At 63.4% G+C, this 16,043-nt stretch carries 15 protein-coding genes; 3 read left to right on the top strand and 12 right to left on the bottom strand.

All coding sequences use genetic code 11. From position 1 onward, the window contains the following. Positions 1-21: 21 nt before the first annotated feature. Positions 22-603, top strand: coding sequence for a hypothetical protein (locus O0880_RS00550; RefSeq protein WP_071321748.1), 582 nt, complete (start codon positions 22-24; stop codon positions 601-603). Positions 604-789: 186 nt separating this feature from the next. Here the strand turns inward: O0880_RS00550 and mmsB are convergent, their stop codons facing one another. The 5 genes from mmsB to O0880_RS00525 are packed head-to-tail and all read right to left on the bottom strand — an operon-like array spanning position 790 to position 6,402. After that, positions 790-1,794 carry a 3-hydroxyisobutyrate dehydrogenase gene (mmsB, locus tag O0880_RS00545; protein ID WP_289884496.1) on the bottom strand — a complete coding sequence of 335 codons (1,005 nt, stop codon included), beginning with the start codon at positions 1,792-1,794 and terminating at the stop codon, positions 790-792. Positions 1,795-1,815: 21 nt separating this feature from the next. Then, the gene (locus tag O0880_RS00540; protein ID WP_289884494.1) at positions 1,816-2,949 is read right to left on the bottom strand and encodes an enoyl-CoA hydratase/isomerase family protein; all 1,134 of its coding nucleotides are present in this window, start codon (positions 2,947-2,949) and stop codon (positions 1,816-1,818) included. Continuing rightward, positions 2,942-3,727, bottom strand: a complete 786-nt coding sequence (locus O0880_RS00535; protein WP_289884491.1) for an enoyl-CoA hydratase — start codon at positions 3,725-3,727, stop codon at positions 2,942-2,944. Before O0880_RS00535 ends, O0880_RS00540 begins: the two co-directional genes overlap by 8 nt. Then, on the bottom strand, positions 3,724-4,884 hold the full coding sequence (locus O0880_RS00530; protein ID WP_071321744.1) for an acyl-CoA dehydrogenase family protein: 1,161 nt from the start codon (positions 4,882-4,884) through the stop codon (positions 3,724-3,726). The genes O0880_RS00535 and O0880_RS00530 overlap by 4 nt, the downstream gene beginning before the upstream one ends. Before the next feature lie 9 nt (positions 4,885-4,893). Then, positions 4,894-6,402 (bottom strand): CoA-acylating methylmalonate-semialdehyde dehydrogenase, encoded by a 1,509-nt coding sequence (locus tag O0880_RS00525; RefSeq protein ID WP_071321743.1) that lies wholly within the window; start codon positions 6,400-6,402, stop codon positions 4,894-4,896. A 158-nt stretch (positions 6,403-6,560) separates the two neighbouring features. Here O0880_RS00525 and O0880_RS00520 point away from each other — a divergent pair, with 158 nt between their 5' ends. Further along, a complete protein-coding gene (locus O0880_RS00520; RefSeq protein ID WP_071321742.1) occupies positions 6,561-7,943 on the top strand; it encodes a short-chain fatty acyl-CoA regulator family protein in 1,383 nt (460 codons plus the stop codon). Position 7,944: 1 nt separating this feature from the next. Here the strand turns inward: O0880_RS00520 and O0880_RS00515 are convergent, their stop codons facing one another. Genes O0880_RS00515 through O0880_RS00485 form a run of 7 tightly spaced genes read right to left on the bottom strand, consistent with a single transcriptional unit; the run spans position 7,945 to position 14,891 of the window. After that, entirely contained in the window at positions 7,945-9,015 is a 1,071-nt protein-coding gene (locus O0880_RS00515) for an adenosine deaminase (protein WP_289884486.1), read from the bottom strand. A 35-nt stretch (positions 9,016-9,050) separates the two neighbouring features. After that, entirely contained in the window at positions 9,051-9,995 is a 945-nt protein-coding gene (locus tag O0880_RS00510; protein ID WP_289884484.1) for a nucleoside hydrolase, read from the bottom strand. Positions 9,996-10,012: 17 nt separating this feature from the next. Next, positions 10,013-11,044, bottom strand: coding sequence for an ABC transporter ATP-binding protein (locus O0880_RS00505; RefSeq protein ID WP_289884483.1), 1,032 nt, complete (start codon positions 11,042-11,044; stop codon positions 10,013-10,015). 13 nt (positions 11,045-11,057) lie between these two features. Beyond that, positions 11,058-11,837, bottom strand: a complete 780-nt coding sequence (locus O0880_RS00500; protein ID WP_070290842.1) for an ABC transporter permease — start codon at positions 11,835-11,837, stop codon at positions 11,058-11,060. After that, a complete protein-coding gene (locus O0880_RS00495; protein WP_289884471.1) occupies positions 11,834-12,673 on the bottom strand; it encodes an ABC transporter permease in 840 nt (279 codons plus the stop codon). Before O0880_RS00495 ends, O0880_RS00500 begins: the two co-directional genes overlap by 4 nt. Before the next feature lie 21 nt (positions 12,674-12,694). Continuing rightward, the gene (locus tag O0880_RS00490) at positions 12,695-13,717 is read right to left on the bottom strand and encodes an ABC transporter substrate-binding protein (RefSeq protein ID WP_289884469.1); all 1,023 of its coding nucleotides are present in this window, start codon (positions 13,715-13,717) and stop codon (positions 12,695-12,697) included. 58 nt (positions 13,718-13,775) lie between these two features. Continuing rightward, the gene (locus O0880_RS00485) at positions 13,776-14,891 is read right to left on the bottom strand and encodes a porin (protein WP_232251018.1); all 1,116 of its coding nucleotides are present in this window, start codon (positions 14,889-14,891) and stop codon (positions 13,776-13,778) included. A gap of 228 nt (positions 14,892-15,119) precedes the next feature. On the opposite strand from O0880_RS00485, the gene O0880_RS00480 reads away from it, so the two are divergent. Next, positions 15,120-16,037 (top strand): LysR family transcriptional regulator, encoded by a 918-nt coding sequence (locus O0880_RS00480; RefSeq protein ID WP_289884463.1) that lies wholly within the window; start codon positions 15,120-15,122, stop codon positions 16,035-16,037. The last annotated feature ends 6 nt before the right edge of the window (positions 16,038-16,043 follow it).

The following is a 16,043-nucleotide window of genomic DNA, read 5'->3' as shown; positions in this document are numbered from 1 at the left end:
ACCACACTATTGGAGAAATACATGAAGTTATCCTGCCTGCGCCCACTCGCCGCGCTGCTGCTGACCCTGGGACTGGCTGCTTGCGGTGGCAAGGCCTCGTATGAAGTCACCGGCACCATCAGCAATTTGAACACCAATGGCCTGATCCTGGTCAACGGCGGCGACAGCGTCACGCCTGCCGCCGGCGCCACCAAGTTCAAATTTGGCAAGAGCATCGATTACGGCACCAGCTACGACATCACGGTCAAGCAAAACCCTGCCCACATGAATTGCAGCGTCAGTGGCGGCACCGGTTCGGCCGGTCACTACGTCAGCATCGAAGCATCGGTCCTGTGTTCGCAAAACACCTACACGGTGGGCGGCACGATTACGGGCCTGACGGCGGATGGGCTGGTCTTGATCAACGGTAATGCGCAAACCACGGTGGCGAAGGACAGCACGACCTTTACGCTGGGGCTGCCTGTCGCCGATGGCGACAACTATGGCATCAGCGTGTTTACCCAGCCAACTGGCCTGAAGTGCGCCGTGGCGCCTGGCACCGGCGTGGGCACCATGGGCGAAGCCAAAGTCACCACCGTGCAAATTGCCTGCAATCCGGGCTAAGTAGCGTGGCTGGCAGCCGCTTGGCGGCTGCCAGGAAGAGATATCACCAAAATGAATATTTGATATTCCAAAGATAAATTGGAGTTATATGTGGCGATGCAGCATAATGCATCTGTCTCCTCCAACTCTTCCAAGAATTGGATTTAGCCCGCTTTCACCAGCGGGCTTTTTTTTGTCCAAAAATTTTCACTCAGCAGCTTGTGGCAAGCCAGGCCGCAGCAACTGCACGATGCTGGAAAAATCCTGCTGCGCATAACCGGCTTGGGCATGCACCTGGTACAGCTGGCGCACCAGGCCGCCCAATGGCGTGGCGGCATTCGACGACAGGCTGGCCTGCTGCGCCAGGCCCAGGTCCTTCAGCATCAGCGCCGTGCCGAAGCCGCCGCTGTAATTGCGCGAAGCGGGCGTGCCTTCCATGACGCCTGGCCACGGGTTGTACACTTCCAGGGTCCAGTTGCGGCCCGAGCTCTTGGCCATGATGTCGGACAAGACTTTCGGGTCCAGCCCATGCGCCACGCCCAGGTTCAATGCCTCGGCCGTACCGGCCATCAAGATACCCAGCAGCATGTTATTGCAAATCTTCGCCACCTGGCCCGCCCCGGCCTCGCCTGCATGGAAAATGTTCTTGCCCATCTTTTCCAGCAAAGGCCGCGCCTGCTGCAAGGCCGCGTCCGGTCCACCCACGATGAAGGTCAAGGTGCCGGCCACCGCGCCGGCCGTGCCGCCCGAGACGGGCGCATCGATCATGGCAAAGCCGCGTGCCGTGGCCGCCTGCGCCACTTGCCGCGCCACATCGGCGGCGATGGTGCTGCAATCGATGAACAGAGCGCCGGCCTTGGCCGAATCGAGCACGCCGCCTTCGGCCAGGTACAGCTCCTGCACATGCTTGTTGGCCGGCAACATGGTGATGACGGCGTCGGCCGTCTGCACGGCCGCGCTGGCGGACACGGCAGCCGTAGCGCCCGCCTCGACCAGCGAGGCCACGGCGGCCGGCGCCAGGTCGAAGACGGATACATGGAAGCCGGCGGCGACCAGGTTGCGGGCCATCGGCGCGCCCATGTTGCCCAGGCCGATGAAAGCGATATGTTGCATGTGTATGTCTCCTGTCGCGCCTAAAAAGCCCTTGGCGTTGTTGCCTTGCCGAATCGTACTCGTCGTACTGGCTTCGGCAAGGCGCCGCGCCCTGAGCATTTTTATGCACTACTTAAATGTTTAAATGGATAAGTCAGCCAAGGGATGCTGCGTCCACGGCGCCGCAAAATACTCGTCCAGATACGCTGCGCTGACGTCAGCCAGGCTGGCCGGCTGCCACTGCGGCGCGTTATCTTTGTCGATCAGCAAGGCGCGTACGCCTTCGCTGAAGTCGCCATGGGCGCAACATTGCACAGCGACAATCAATTCCAGCTGAAACACTTGCGCCAGGCTCAGATGCCGCGTGCGCTCGCGCATGGCCCACACCAGGGCGGCCGAGCTGGGTGCGCCCTTGTCCAGCGCATGCGCGGCCTTTTGCAGCCAGGCAGAATCGCCGTCATACGCGGCAATGGCGGCCACCACTTCGGGCAGAGTAGGCGCTTGCGTCAGCGCGGCGATGGCGTCGAAATTGGCCCGCACTTCGGACACGGGCAACAGCGACGCCGGCGCCGAAAAACCGCGCAGCAAACGGCTCAGCTGCTGGTGATTGGCCTGCGGGCTCGCTTGCCATTGCGCCAGCGCCAGCGCGTCGAGCACCATGGCGCGCTCTTCCTGGCGCAGGAAATGGTCGCCCAGGCCCGCAAACAGCGCGTCGGCCGCGTTCAGCGGCGCGCCCGTCAAGCCCAGGAACAGGCCGCTGCGTCCCGGCATGCGGCCCAGGAACCAGCTGCCGCCCACGTCGGGGAACAGGCCGATGGTGATTTCCGGCATGGCGATGCGCGTGCTTTCCGTCACCACGCGGTGGCTGGCGCCCGCCATCAGGCCCAGGCCGCCGCCCATGACGATGCCGCCGCCCCACACCAGCAGCGGTTTCGCATAGGTATGGATGCGGTGGTCGAGCCGGTACTCCTCGGCAAAGAAGGCCAGCGCCTGCGGGTTCGGTACCACGCCACGCTGTTCCATCACGGCCGAGCGCAGGCTGCGCACGTCGCCGCCGGCGCAAAAGGCCTTGTCCGTCGACGATTGCAGCACCACGCAGGCGATGGCATCATCGTCGGCCCAGCGCACGAGGGCAGCATCGAGCACGCGGATCATGTCCAGGGTCAGCGCATGCAGCGATTTCGGCGCATCGAGGGTGATGACGCCCAGCTTCATGCCGCCGGGACAGTCGCGCTCCTCGAGCTTCACCGTATCAATCAGGGTGCTTTCAGCCATTCTTCCACTCCGCCGCGCGTTTTTCGAGGAACGCTTGCACGCCCTCTTTCTGGTCTTGCGTATCGAACAGGCCGAGGAACAAGGTGCGTTCGTCGGGCAGGGACTCGACCAGCGGACGGCTGCGCGCGCCCTGGATCAGGGTCTTGCATGCCGTCACGCTACTGGGGCTCTGGCGCGCCACCTTGGCCGCCAGGGCCAGCGCCGTGGCGGCAGCCTTGCCGGTCGGCACGACTTCCTCGACGAGACCGATGGCCAGGGCCTTGGCAGCATCGACGCGCTCGCCACATAAGATCATGCGCTTGGCCCAGCCTTCGCCCACCAGCCACGGCAAGTGCTGCGTGCCGCCCGCGCACGGCAGCAAGCCGACGGATGCTTCCGGCAAGGCCATTTGCGCATGCTCCTCGGCAATGCGGATATCGCAGGCCAGCGCACATTCCAGCCCGCCGCCCATGGCATAGCCATTGATGGCGGCGATGCTGACGCCGCGAAACGCGGACAGCGCCTCGAACGCCTCGCCAAACGCGGCCGCCATGGCGAAGGCCGTGTCCTTGTTGCCATCGGCAAACACGTTCAAGTCGGCGCCGGCCGAGAAGAACTTGGCGCCGCCGCCCGTGATCACGAGCGCGTAGATGTCCGGATCGGCATTCAGGTCGGCCACCAGTTGCGTCAGCGCGTTCAGGCTGGCCTGGGTCCACGTATGGGCAGGCGGGTTGTCGAGGGTCACCAGGGCCGTATGGCCACGGCGTTCGAGCAGCAGGTTGGTATACACTTTGGTCATCGTAGGGTCTCCGTGGCGCCGTCTTTCAAAATCGCTCGCGCGACGATCAGGCGCATGATTTCATTCGTCCCTTCCAGGATCTGGTGCACCCGCGTGTCGCGCACATGGCGCTCGAGCGGATACTCGCGGATGTAGCCGTAGCCGCCGTGCAATTGCAGCGCATCGTTGGCCACATTGAAGCCCACATCCGTGGCGAAACGTTTTGCCATGGCGCAATACGCCGTGGCGTCCGGGCTTTCCTGGTCGAGTTTCCAGGCCGCCAGGCGCACCATCTGGCGCGCCGCCACCAGTTCCGTCAGCATGTCGGCCAGCTTGAATTGCAGGGCCTGGAACTGGGCCAGCTCGCGGCCAAACTGCGTGCGCTCCTTCATATAGGTCTGCGCCCGCGTGAGCGCCGCCTGCGCCGTGCCCACCGAGCACACGGCGATGTTGATGCGCCCGCCATCGATGCCCTTCATGGCGATCGTGAAGCCTTCGCCTTCCGCGCCCAGCAAATTACCAACAGGCACTTTCACCTGGTCGAAACTGATGATGCGCGTGGGCTGGCTGTTCCAGCCCATCTTTTCTTCTTTCTTGCCATACGCGATGCCGGGCAGGTTGGCCGGCACGGCAAACGCGGAAATCCCCGCCGCGCCCTCGCCGCCCGTGCGCGCCATGACGATCAGCATGTCCGTCTGGCCCGCGCCGGAAATGAACGCTTTCGTACCGTCGAGAACATAGAAGTCGCCATCCCTGACGGCCTTGGTGCGCAGCGAGGCCGCGTCCGAGCCCGATTGTGGTTCCGTCAGACAATAACTGGCCAGCTTCTGGCCGGCCGCCATGGCCGGCACCCACTCGTCGCACAGGGCTTCCTGTCCCCAGCGCGACAGCATCCACGTAGCCATGTTGTGGATGGTGATGTAGGCCGTCGTCGAGGTACAGCCGCCCGCCAGCTCTTCAAACACGATGGCCGCGTCCTGGCGCGTCAAGCCCAGGCCGCCCCAGCGCTGCGGCGTGTACAGGCCGCAAAAGCCCATCTCGCCCGCCTTGGCGATGGTGTCCACGGGGAAGATCGATTCCGCATCCCAATGCGCCGCATGCGGCGCCAGTTCGCCTTCCGCAAACGCGCGCGCGGCCTGCTGGAACTCGCGCTGCTCGTCGCTCAATTCAAAGTCCATGGCCGCTCCTTATTTCAGGCTGATGGTGGTATTGACCTTGCCCACCGATGCCGCGTCCGTGAACCAGCGCTGGGTGATGGTCTGCGTCTGCGTGTAGAACAGCACGACCTGCTTGCCGAACGGCCCCAGGTCGCCCAGCTTGGAGCCGCGCGAACCCGTAAAGCTGAACAGGGGAACGGGCACGGGAATGGGCACGTTGATGCCGACCTGGCCCACGTCGATTTCTTCCTGGAAGTAACGCGCGGCCGCGCCGCTTTGCGTAAACAGCGCCGTGCCATTGCCGTTCGGATTCGCGTTGACGAGGGCGATGGCTTCGTCCAGCGTGTCGACTTCGACGACGATCAAGACGGGGCCAAAGATTTCCTGGTCATACACGACCATGCCAGGCTTCACGCCGGACAAAATCGTCGGCCCGACGAAGTTGCCGTTCGGATAGCCATCGACCTTGACGTCGCGGCCATCGAGGGTCAGCACGGCGCCCTGCTCGATGCCCTTGGCGACCAGGCTGAAGACGCGCTCCTTGGCTGCGCACGAGATCACGGGGCCCAGGTCCGGATTGTCCTTGCCCGCGCCGACCGTCAGGGTCTGCGCCTTGGCCGACAGTTCCGGCAGCCATTCGCGCGCTTCGCCCACCAGCACGGCAACGGAAGCGGCCATGCAGCGCTGGCCGGCCGCGCCGAAGCCCGCGCCCAGCAACTGGTTCAGGGTCTGCTCTTTATTCGCATCGGGCAGCACGACGGCGTGGTTCTTGGCGCCCATCATGCATTGCGCGCGCTTGCCGTTCAGGCTGGCGCGCTGGTACACATGCGTGCCCACCTTGCTCGATCCCACGAACGAGATGGCCTTGATGTCCGGATGGTCGCACAGGGCGTTGACCACGTCTTCGCCGCCGTGAATGACGTTCAGCACGCCGGCGGGGATGCCTGCCTGCAGGGCCAGGCGCACGAGTTTTTCCGTCACCAGCGGATCCTGCTCCGACGGCTTCAAGACAAACGTATTGCCGCAGGCAATCGCCATCGGGAACATCCACAGCGGGATCATGGCGGGGAAGTTGAACGGGGTGATGCCCGCGCACACGCCCAGCGGCTGCATCACGCTGTAGGTATCGACGCCGCCGGCCACGTTTTGCGCATATTCGCCCATTTGCAGGGTACCGATATTGGCCGCATGCTCGACCACTTCCAGGCCGCGGAACACGTCGCCTTCCGCGTCGAGCAGGGTCTTGCCCTGTTCCATCGTGAGTGTCGCGGCCAGGTCGGCCATGTTTTCGCGGATCAACTGCTGGAGTTTCAGGAAGATGCGGGCGCGGGCGCCGATCGGCGTCTTGCGCCAGGTCTTGAAAGCGCGCTGGGCCGCGGCGATGGCGGCGTTGACTTCGTCCGGCGTGGCGAACGGCACCTTGGCCAGCACTTCCTGCGTGGCGGGGTTGACGACGTCGCGCCACACGGTGGTGGTCGATTCAACCCACTCGCCGTTGATCAGCAGTGGAACGGTAGGGATGGCAGTTTGCGTGGTCACTCGGTGTCTCCTCGTTGGGGGTATAGGTCTGTTTGCATTATTCGCACAATACCGGGCGCAAACAAGGCGTGAAAATGCGAGATAATGCAAAGACGAATCTGTTAATCTGCAAAGTTTGTAAATTTGCAGATTCCACAAACCGGGGAAGGGAAAGCGCGATGGCGAAGGTTTTCATGGGCGTGCGCCTGCAGCGGCTGCGCGAGGAACGGCGCATGACGCAGGTGGCGCTGGCCAAGGCCCTGGGCATTTCTCCCAGCTACCTGAACCAGATGGAACGCAACCAGCGCCCGCTGACGGTGCCGATCTTATTGCGCATCGGCAGCGTGCTGGGGGTCGACCCGCAAATCTTTTCCGAACACGACAGCGCCAGCCTGGTGGCCGACGTGCGCGACGTCTTTGGCGAATTGCCGGACGCGCCGCCCACCTCGATGGCCGAGCTCAAAATGCTGGTGGAGAATATGCCGGAACTGGCGCGCTCGATCCTGCTCTTGCAGCGGCGCTACCGGGTGATGGCGGAACGGGCCGATACCCTGGCCGCGCGCCTCGATGACGGCAGCCGCGGCGCCAGCTCGGCGGCGCCGTCCACGGACGAGGAAGTGCGCGAATACCTGAACCGGCGGCAAAACTATATCGACGAGCTGGACCGGGCGGCGGAAAGCGTGGCCGGCGAACTCGATCCCGCCCTGCGCACGCTCGATGCGCTGCAGGCGCGCCTGCTGGAGCGCCACGGCGTCAGGATGCAATTGTCCGATGGCGACGCGGGCATGGTGCGCAAGCACCGCTACGATGCCCAGCAGCGCATCCTGTGGCTGCCCGATACCTTGACGGGCGGCCAGCGCGCGTTCCAGATGGCGGCGCAAATCAGCCTGCTCGAACACAGCGAGCTGATCGACGCCCTCGTGCTGGCGGCGGGCTTGTCCGGCGCGGCCGCGCAAACGGGCGCGCGCCTGGCGTTTTCGAATTACTTCGCCGGCGCCCTGTTGATGCCCTACCAGCGCTTTTTGCAGGCGGCGGAAACCCGGGCCTACGATATCGAGCGCCTGGCGCACCAGTTCGGCGTGGGCTTCGAGGCCGTGTGCCACCGCCTGAGCACCATGCAGCGCCCCGATGCGGCGGGGCTGCCGTTCTTCTTCGTGCGCGTGGACCGCGCGGGCAATGTCTCGAAGCGCCAGTCGGCCACGGACTTCCACTTTTCGCGGGTGGGCGGCACCTGCCCCCTGTGGATCGTCTACGACGCCTTCAGCCATCCGGGCCAGGTGCTCACGCAGGTGGCCAGCATGCCGGACGGCTGCACCTATCTGTGGATCGCGCGCCAGGTCAGCACGGCGTCACCGGGTTTCCGCGCGCCCGGCAAGACCTTTGCCGTGGCGCTGGGCTGCGACATCTCGCAGGCGCACCGCTTGATTTACTCGAAGGGACTCGATTTGCACGACCCCACGAGCGCCACGCCGATCGGCACGGGCTGCAAGGTGTGCGAGCGGCAAGCGTGCCCGCAGCGGGCGTTTCCCTCGCTGCTGGCGCCGCCACCGGCGTCCGCCTGATTTACTCGGCGACTCTTGCGCGCAACGCGTCGAATGCGGCGCAGAACTCGGCGCGCCAGTCGCGCCGCGTGGACTCGTCGATCCAGGCCGCGTCCAGGCCATTCAGCATGAAGCCACGCATGTCATCGAGGCCGAAGCCGAATTCGCGCATCATCATCCAGGCGCCCGTCGGCGTCACATGGTGCAGGGTGGGGTCATCCGTATTCGGATGCAGTTTCAGGCCCAGCTTGGCCATGGCGCGGATCGGGTGGTCGAGGGCCCAGCGCTCGGGCGCCAGGGTGCGCAGATAATATGAATTGGTCGGCACCACGGTAAACACGAGGCCGCGCTCCACGCAGCGCTGCGCCAGTTCAGGATTATCGACGATGGTGTAGCCGTGATCGACCCGGTCCACCTGCAACTCGTCGACGGCAGTTGCCACGTTCATCCACGGCATGCCGAATTCGCCGGCGTGGGCCGTGCACTTGAAGCCCGCCGCGCGCGCGGCGCGGTAAGCGTCGATGAACAGTTCCGGCGGACGGTCGTTTTCGCGGTAGTCGATGCCGATGCCGATGACTTCCGGCGCGCGGTGCGCCTTCATCCATTCCACCATCTGCACGGCTTCGGCCGGCGCCGCTTCGCGGTCGATGCTGGGGATCAGGCGGCCGATCACGCCGAAATCGCGCTGCGCGTCGCGGATGGCCGCCACGATGGCGTCTTGCGCCGCGTCATAGCGGATGCCCGATACGCGCACGGTGCCGGTCGGGTTCCAGAAGAACTCCGCATAGCGCACGCCGTGGCCATGCACGTCTTCCAGGTATTCATACGTCAGGCAATACAGGTCCGTCGGCGAGACGATCAGGTGCGCGTCGAGCGCGCGCAGCACGCGCAGCACGCCGACGGGCTTGTCGCCGCGCGTATAAAAGGCGTCGATTTCTTCAGGCGTGACGACATTGCCCGTCTTCGCGGCCAGCGCACGGAAAGTGGCCTGGCGTACCGTACCGAACAGGTGGCAATGCAGCTCCACCTTGGGCATGGCGCGTAAAAACTGTTCGATGGTCAAGGCTGGCAGGGTGTCGGCAGGGTTACTCATGAAGCTCGCTTCGCTAGTGGATAAAGACTACAAGATCACATCAGGATGGCCGTCAGGCGGCGCATCAGCAGTTCGATGGCGGCCGGGCCGTCGGCCAGCATCGCCACCTGCGTGTTGATGGCGGCGCGGCGCGGCACGCGGAATTCGCACACCGTCATGCCGCGCGTCAGTTCGCCCGTCAATTCGATGGCCACGTGGGCCGGCTGGAAATGGAACAGCTGCGGCGCTTCCAGGTACAGCGCCACCACGGGGTCGTACATCGGCATGGGCACGGAGCCGTCGCTACTGCGGATGCGCACATACGCTTCCAGGTAGCCGGCCAGACGCTGCGCGCGCGGCGTGCCGATGGCGCGCAGCTGCTCCACTTCCGCATTCGTCACCAGCAGCTGGCGGCACAGGTTCAGGCCGAACATGCGCAGCGGGATACCGGCCTTGAACACCTGGTCGGCCGCTTCCGGATCGGCGTAGATATTGAATTCGGCCGCCGCCGTATGGTTGCCCTGGTCGGTCGAGCCGCCCATCAGGATGATTTCGACGATCTTTCCGGCGATGTCGGGCGCGCGGGCCAAGGCCGTGGCCAGGTTCGTCATCGGCGCAATCGCCATGATGGTGATCTGGCCCGGATGCGTGCGCACGGCGGCGATCAGCGCATCGACGGCGTGGCCGGCGGCGTCGCTGGCCGCGCCCGGCGGCAGGATCTCGCCCGTCGTCGGCATGCCGCTGTCGCCGAGGATGCGCTGCGCCGTCTCGATGACGCCGGCCAGCGGTTCTTCGCAGCCGCGGTAGATCGGCACCGTCAAACCGTCATGGGCCTTGATGCGCAAGGCGTTGTCGTAGGTGATGTCGACGGGCGCATTGCCCGCCACCACGCTCACGCCCAGCCACTCGATGCCGGGATTGCTGCCCAGCAGCAGCATCGTCAGCCAGTCGTCGAAACCGGGATCGGTATCGAGCCAGATCTTTTTCAAGGCTTTGGTCATGATGGTTCCATTAGAAGTTACGCAGCCAGACACAGGGCGCTGTCGGCCGGCAGCACGAACGAGACGGCCGTGCCTTCGCGCCACGTGGCGCCGCCGGCCGCGCAGATGCCCTTGACCTGGCCCAGCGGGGTTTGCAGCAGGTATTCGACGGTGTCGCCGAGGAAGCCGCGCGCCAGCACGGTGCCCGGATACTGGGCGCTTGCAGCGTCGGGCGCGCAGACGCGCACCTTGTCCGGACGCCAGCCCAGCACCGTCGTGCCCGATGCCACCGGCGCCGCGTACGGCAGGCTGTCGCCCGCGTGGTGCAGCGCGCCGTCGCGGTAGTCGAACAGGTTTTCAAAGCCCATGAAGTTGGCGACGAAGCGCGTCGACGGCGTATTGAAGACGGCTTCCGGCGCGGCCAGCTGCTCGATGCGGCCGCTGTTCATGACGACGATGCGGTCGGACAGGGCCAGCGCTTCTTCCTGGTCATGCGTCACGTACAGCATGGTGATGCCCAGTTCGCGCTGGATGCGGCGCAGCTCGGCGCGCATCTGCACGCGCAGCTTGGCGTCCAGGTTCGACAGCGGCTCGTCGAGCAGCAGCAGGGCCGGCTCGACGACGATGGCGCGCGCCAGCGCCACGCGCTGCTGCTGGCCGCCGGACATCTGCGCCGGCAGGCGCGTCTCGAAACCCGTCAGGCCGACGGCGGCGATCACGGCTTCCACTTTCGTTTTCAGCAAAGCCGGCGCGACCTTGCGCAGGCGCAGGCCGAAGGCGATGTTGTCGTAGACATTCAGGTGCGGGAACAGCGCGTACGACTGGAAGACCATGCCGATATTGCGCTTGTTCGGCGCCAGCTTGCCGATCTCGCGGCCATCGAGCACGATGCGGCCCGACTGCAGCGGCATCAGGCCGGCGATCGCGCGCATGGTGGTGGTCTTGCCGCAGCCGCTGGGGCCCAGCAGGGAAATCAGCTCGCCCTGCTCGACGTGCAGATCCAGGTCTTTCACGGACGTCGTGTTCTTGGCGTAGCCGAGGTTCAGCTTGTGCAGTTCCAGATAACTCATCGTGTGTTGCCTCTTACATGTATTTAGAAATGCCCAGCACCTTCTCGGTCACCATCACGAACGCCATGGTGAACAAGACCAGCAAGGTCGACAGGGCAGCGATCGACGGGTCGAAGCTGTTTTCCATATGCCCCAGCATCTCGATCGGCAAGGTGCTGATGCCCGGCCCCGTCAGGAACAGCGAGACGGGCACCTGGTTGAACGAGGTGACGAAGGCGAGGAAGAAGGCGGCGATCACGGCGTTGCGGATATTCGGCAGCACGATCATGAAGAAGGCGCGCAGACGCGACGCACCCAGGGTGATGGCGGCATCCTCGATATCGACGCGCAGGTTCACCAGGCTGGCGTACACGACGCGCACCGAATACGGAATCAGCAGCGCGATATGGCCGATCAGCAGGCCCACATACACGGGCGCATTGATGGTCAGCACCAGGTGGTGCAGCAAGCCCAGGCCCACCAGGATGGCGGGAATGATCAGCGGCGACGTCAGGATTTGCCGGATGGCGCCGATGCCGGGCGGCGGCATGCGCGAAAACGCATACGCGACGGGTATGCCCAGCAGCAGCGCGATGACGGTGGCGATCAGGCCGATCTCCAGGCTGGTCTGGAAGGCGCGGCGGAACTCGGGCGCAGCCCACACTTCGAGGATCCAGCGCAGCGAGTACGACTCGGGCGGGAAGGCCAGCGTTTCGCCGCCGGAAAAGCCGGCCAGCACGACGATGGCGAATGGCCCCAGCAGGAACAGGAACACCAGCCACAGGACGGCGCGCGAGAATAAGCTTTCTTTCATACGGAACTCCGGCTCGAGGAAATACGTTTAAGGCCGGCATTCACCAGCAGGGTCATGCAGACGAGGATGACGGCAATGACATTGGCCGCGCCGAAATCGCTCTCCACGCTGACCTTCTGGTACAGCAGGGTTTCCAGCATCAGCACCTTGGTGCCGCCCAGCAGGGCCGGCGTCACATAGGCCGTCACGCAGCCCGTAAACACCAGCGTGCCGCCGACCACCAGGCCTTCCTGCGTCAGCGGCAGGGTGACCTTGCAAAACACTTGCCATGGATTGGCGCCCAGGGTCGCGGCGGCCGGTTCCACGTCGCGCGGCAGGTTTTCCAGCGCGCCCGCCAGCGACATCAGCATCAGCGGCAGCAGCAGTTGCAGCAGGCCGACAAAGACGGCGAATTCGCTGAACAACAGGCGCAGCGGCTCTTCCGTGAAGCCCATGTTGACGAGCGCCGCATTGACGGCGCCGTTACGGCCCAGCAGCACAATCCAGGCGTAGGTACGCGCGATCGGCGACACCATCAGCGGCAGGATCATCATGCCCACCACCAGGCCGCGCCACTTCGGCGACACGCGCGCCACGGCTTGCGCGGCCGGATAGCCGAGGATGACGGAGGCCAGGGTCACCAGCGCGGCGATGCGCAGGGTACGCCAGAAGATGGTGCGGTTGAATTCCTGTGAAAAGAATTCGACGAAGCGGTCCACGCCCCATTGCATGCCGTCGCCGACGCGGAAGGCGTCGACCAGCAGGGCCAGCACGGGCAGCAGGAAGCAGACGACGATAAAGATCAGCGCAGGCAGGACCAGCAGCAGGCCCAGGCGCTTTTTTGGATCAGCAAACATGGTGTTCTCTCCTCGTCACCACTATTTGCTCATGGCCTTGTTCCACTGCGTCATCCAGTTGGTACGCTGCTTGAGGATGGTTTCCGGCTTGACGAATTTCAGCGAATTGATCTGGTCGGCGCCATAGGTATTGAATTGCGCGGCCGCCACCGACAGGCGCACGTCCTTGTTGACGGGCGAGTCGACCAGGTTGGTCGCCAGCTGCGTCTGCACTTCCTTGGACAGCCAGAAATCCATCAGCTGGTAAGCCAGGTCCGCGTTCTTCGAACCGGCGACGATGCCCATCACGTTCATGCCGGCCGCCTGGCCTTCGGCCGGGATGCTCCACTTCAGGGGCAAGCCCGTCTTGAGCATCTGCGACCAGGTAAAGCGCGCCACGGGGGCGGCCCAGATTTCATCCTGGGCGAACAGGGCTGCCAGCTGCGCGCTGTTTTTCGAGAACGTGACGACGTTGCCCTTCATGCCGACGATCTTGGCAAAACCGGTGGCGTAGTCGTCCGTCTTGCCGCCCCAGGCCGCATCGGCCATGCGCAGCATCAGCGGGCCCTGCGTGGTGCTCACGTCAGGGAAGGCCACGCGGCCCTTCAGTTCGGGGCGCCACAGGTCCTTCCAGGACGTCAGCGGGGCAATCTTGTCGCTGCGGTACACCAGGCCCACCGAATACAGGGTGTAGCCGACGGCAAAATTGCCGCCGACAGGGTTTTTCGCCACGTCGTACAAGGCTTTGTAATTGCTCAGCTTGGAATAATCCATGGGCTGGATGACGCCCTTCTGCGCCGCTTCCAGCATGCCGGAATCGGACAGCAGCACCAGGTCGATCACCGGATTCTTGCTGTGCACCACCAGCTTGGCGATGCGGTCCGCGTTGTTTCCCGTTTCCACCTTGATATCGCAACCGCATTTGGCCTTGAACGGCTCGTACACATATTTCATGAACAAGGGTTGGGCAATCGGATAAGCCGAAATGACCAGCTCGCGTTTTTCCGCGTGGGCGGCGTTTGCCAGCAAGCCTAGGCTCAAAGCCAGCATGAGGTGCTTTTTCAAGATGCTTCCTTTCAGGGGGCGGCGCTGCGGGACAGCGCCTGTAAAGATGAATCAGTCGTCAGAAATAATGTCGCATGCCAACAATCAAGACGCTTTGCGTCTTGCCGGCCGAGGCGCCGAAACCGAACACGCGGGCGAACGTCGCATCGCCGGCCGCTTTCTGGTAGCTCCAGGTGATGGCGACATCGGTGCGCTTGGACAGGAAGTAATCGGCCTGGAAGTTGACCTGATGCCATTTCGGCGTCTTGTTGATCACATCATATTTACCAGTGGTAAAGAAATACGATGCGCCCAGGTTCAGCGCTTCCGTCAGCTTGTGGTTCATGTTCAGATCCACGTTTTGCAAGGTCAGATTGCTCTGGTCCAGGTAGTGGTAACGCACGTTGGTGTACAGCGCGCCAAACTTGGTCTTGCCGACATTATAAAAGCCTCCCGTGCCGGCGATGGCCTGGCTGTTCACGCCGGCGCCGCTGACGGCGCTTTTGTTGAAGATCAACAAGGAGCTGCCATAGTCGTTGCCGATGGCGCCATTCGGCGCATCGGGGCTGTTCGGGTGATCCATCTTGGTGTAGGCCACGGCCCAGCTGAAGGCATCGACTTTGTAGCCGGCACCCATGCTGTAGACGCGGTTGCGGTTGGCATCTTCCGGATTCTCGCTGAAACCGTACAAGCCCGTGAACGACAGGTTGCTGAGGTTCGGGCTGACATACTTGACGGCGTTTTGCACGCGCAAGTTGTTGTAGCCGTTGTCGTTGTCGCCGATGTGCACGCCGTTACTGGCGATCACCACCGGACCCAGCAAGTCCTTCACGGCTTCATACTGGCGCCCCAGAGTCAGGGTGCCCTTGTCGTTGCTCGACAGGCCCACGTAGGACTGGCGGCCGAACAGGCGGCCGCTTTGCGCCGCCGTGCCCGTCATGACGTTAAAGCCGTTTTCCAGCACGAAGATGGCCTTGGTGCCATCGCCCAGGTCTTCCTGGCCGCGAAAGCCGATACGGGGATTCTGGTTGGTGCCGCTCAGCGCATGCGTGCGGCTGCCCTTGCCTTCATCCGATACATAGCCGATGCCGGCCGACAGCAAACCATACACTTGCACGCTGCTTTGCGCCTGCGCCGCCCCCTGCGCCGCCAGCAAGCCACCCACTACCATCGTTCCCGTCATCCATTTATTCATCGCCGCCGCCCTAAAAAAGAGTAAACCCTGAGTATTTTTTGGAATTATTTTGATTGATGCGTCCCTTGCATGGTGGCTGCCGCGAGTGTCGGCGCCGCATGGCAAGCGCTTCTCTGAAAATTGTTGCTTTCAAGACAAGTAAAGACCAGTCCAGAATATGGTAAATTGCGGGATAAGAAAATTTGTTTATTTTTATAAATCCATTACTTTTTCTAATAAGCAACGCGCATGCATGAACTGAGCAAGAAAATTTCCTTACGACATTTACAAGCGTTTTCCACCTTAGCCCGGGTAAACAGCTTCAGCAAGGCTGCACAGGAATTGTGCGTGACCCAGCCGGCCCTCAGCGCGTCGATCAAGCTGCTGGAAAATCAGCTGGGAAAAAAGTTGTTTAACCGCACAACCCACCAGCTGGAACTGACGCGCGAAGGCAGACTGGCGCTCGACTACGCCACGCATTTATTGAATACGGCGAGCAATACCTTCGCCGATATCCAGCGCGCCATCGGCAGCGGGCGGCACCGCATCCGCATCGGCGCGATCCCATCGGCGATGGCGATGACGGCGGCCGTGGTGGCGCGCTACAGCGAGCAGCATGGCGATGAAGTGGAAATCGTCCTGTCGGACATGCCCAACGATGGCTTGCTGCATGCGCTGCACTCGGGCCAGCTGGACTTTTGCGTGGGCATCGAGGTGCCCGGCTCCGTCTCGCTCGAGAGCGTGGGACTGTTCGAAGACGAACTGGTGCTGGTGACGGCGCGGCGCCATGCGCTGGCGCCGCTCAAGGAAGTGCGCTGGGAACAGCTGGCGGGCCAGGAAATCGTCGTGTTTACCAAGGGCAGCATCTGGGAATTCGCCTCGAGCGCGCTGCGCCAGCATGGCTTGAGCCCGTCGAGCCTGTACCAGATGATCCACAGCGAATCGCTGTATGGCGTGGTGCGCGCCGGCATCGCCGTGGGCATCATGCCCAGCCTGTACACGACTTTCCTCAACGACGAGGAGCTGCATGTGGCGCCGCTGCGCCAGCCCACCTGCAAGCGCAAGATCGCCCTGATGCGGCGCAATGAAATCAGCCGCAACCACCACGTCGACGACTGCTTTTCAGCGTTGCGACAAGACTTGCAACAGGTCGACCAGTGGTTTTAAGTTAAG

This window comes from Janthinobacterium sp. SUN118 (genome assembly GCF_030397695.1).
GTDB lineage: Bacteria > Pseudomonadota > Gammaproteobacteria > Burkholderiales > Burkholderiaceae_D > Janthinobacterium.
Note: the sequence above shows the minus strand (reverse complement) of the source record. Positions and strands in the feature narration are given on the sequence as shown.

Excerpts from the sequence above, each read along its gene's own strand:
- O0880_RS00495 (WP_289884471.1), bottom strand. The coding sequence starts at position 12,673 with ATGTTTGCTGATCCAAAAAAGCGCCTGGGCCTGCTGCTGGTCCTGCCT.
- mmsB (WP_289884496.1), bottom strand. The coding sequence starts at position 1,794 with ATGCTCAGGGCGCGGCGCCTTGCCGAAGCCAGTACGACGAGTACGATT.
- O0880_RS00550 (WP_071321748.1), top strand. The coding sequence starts at position 22 with ATGAAGTTATCCTGCCTGCGCCCACTCGCCGCGCTGCTGCTGACCCTG.
- O0880_RS00510 (WP_289884484.1), bottom strand. The coding sequence starts at position 9,995 with ATGACCAAAGCCTTGAAAAAGATCTGGCTCGATACCGATCCCGGTTTC.
- O0880_RS00530 (WP_071321744.1), bottom strand. The coding sequence starts at position 4,884 with ATGGACTTTGAATTGAGCGACGAGCAGCGCGAGTTCCAGCAGGCCGCG.
- O0880_RS00485 (WP_232251018.1), bottom strand. The coding sequence starts at position 14,891 with ATGAATAAATGGATGACGGGAACGATGGTAGTGGGTGGCTTGCTGGCG.
- O0880_RS00515 (WP_289884486.1), bottom strand. The coding sequence starts at position 9,015 with ATGAGTAACCCTGCCGACACCCTGCCAGCCTTGACCATCGAACAGTTT.
- O0880_RS00520 (WP_071321742.1), top strand. The coding sequence starts at position 6,561 with ATGGCGAAGGTTTTCATGGGCGTGCGCCTGCAGCGGCTGCGCGAGGAA.
- O0880_RS00505 (WP_289884483.1), bottom strand. The coding sequence starts at position 11,044 with ATGAGTTATCTGGAACTGCACAAGCTGAACCTCGGCTACGCCAAGAAC.
- O0880_RS00500 (WP_070290842.1), bottom strand. The coding sequence starts at position 11,837 with ATGAAAGAAAGCTTATTCTCGCGCGCCGTCCTGTGGCTGGTGTTCCTG.
- O0880_RS00480 (WP_289884463.1), top strand. The coding sequence starts at position 15,120 with ATGCATGAACTGAGCAAGAAAATTTCCTTACGACATTTACAAGCGTTT.
- O0880_RS00540 (WP_289884494.1), bottom strand. The coding sequence starts at position 2,949 with ATGGCTGAAAGCACCCTGATTGATACGGTGAAGCTCGAGGAGCGCGAC.
- O0880_RS00535 (WP_289884491.1), bottom strand. The coding sequence starts at position 3,727 with ATGACCAAAGTGTATACCAACCTGCTGCTCGAACGCCGTGGCCATACG.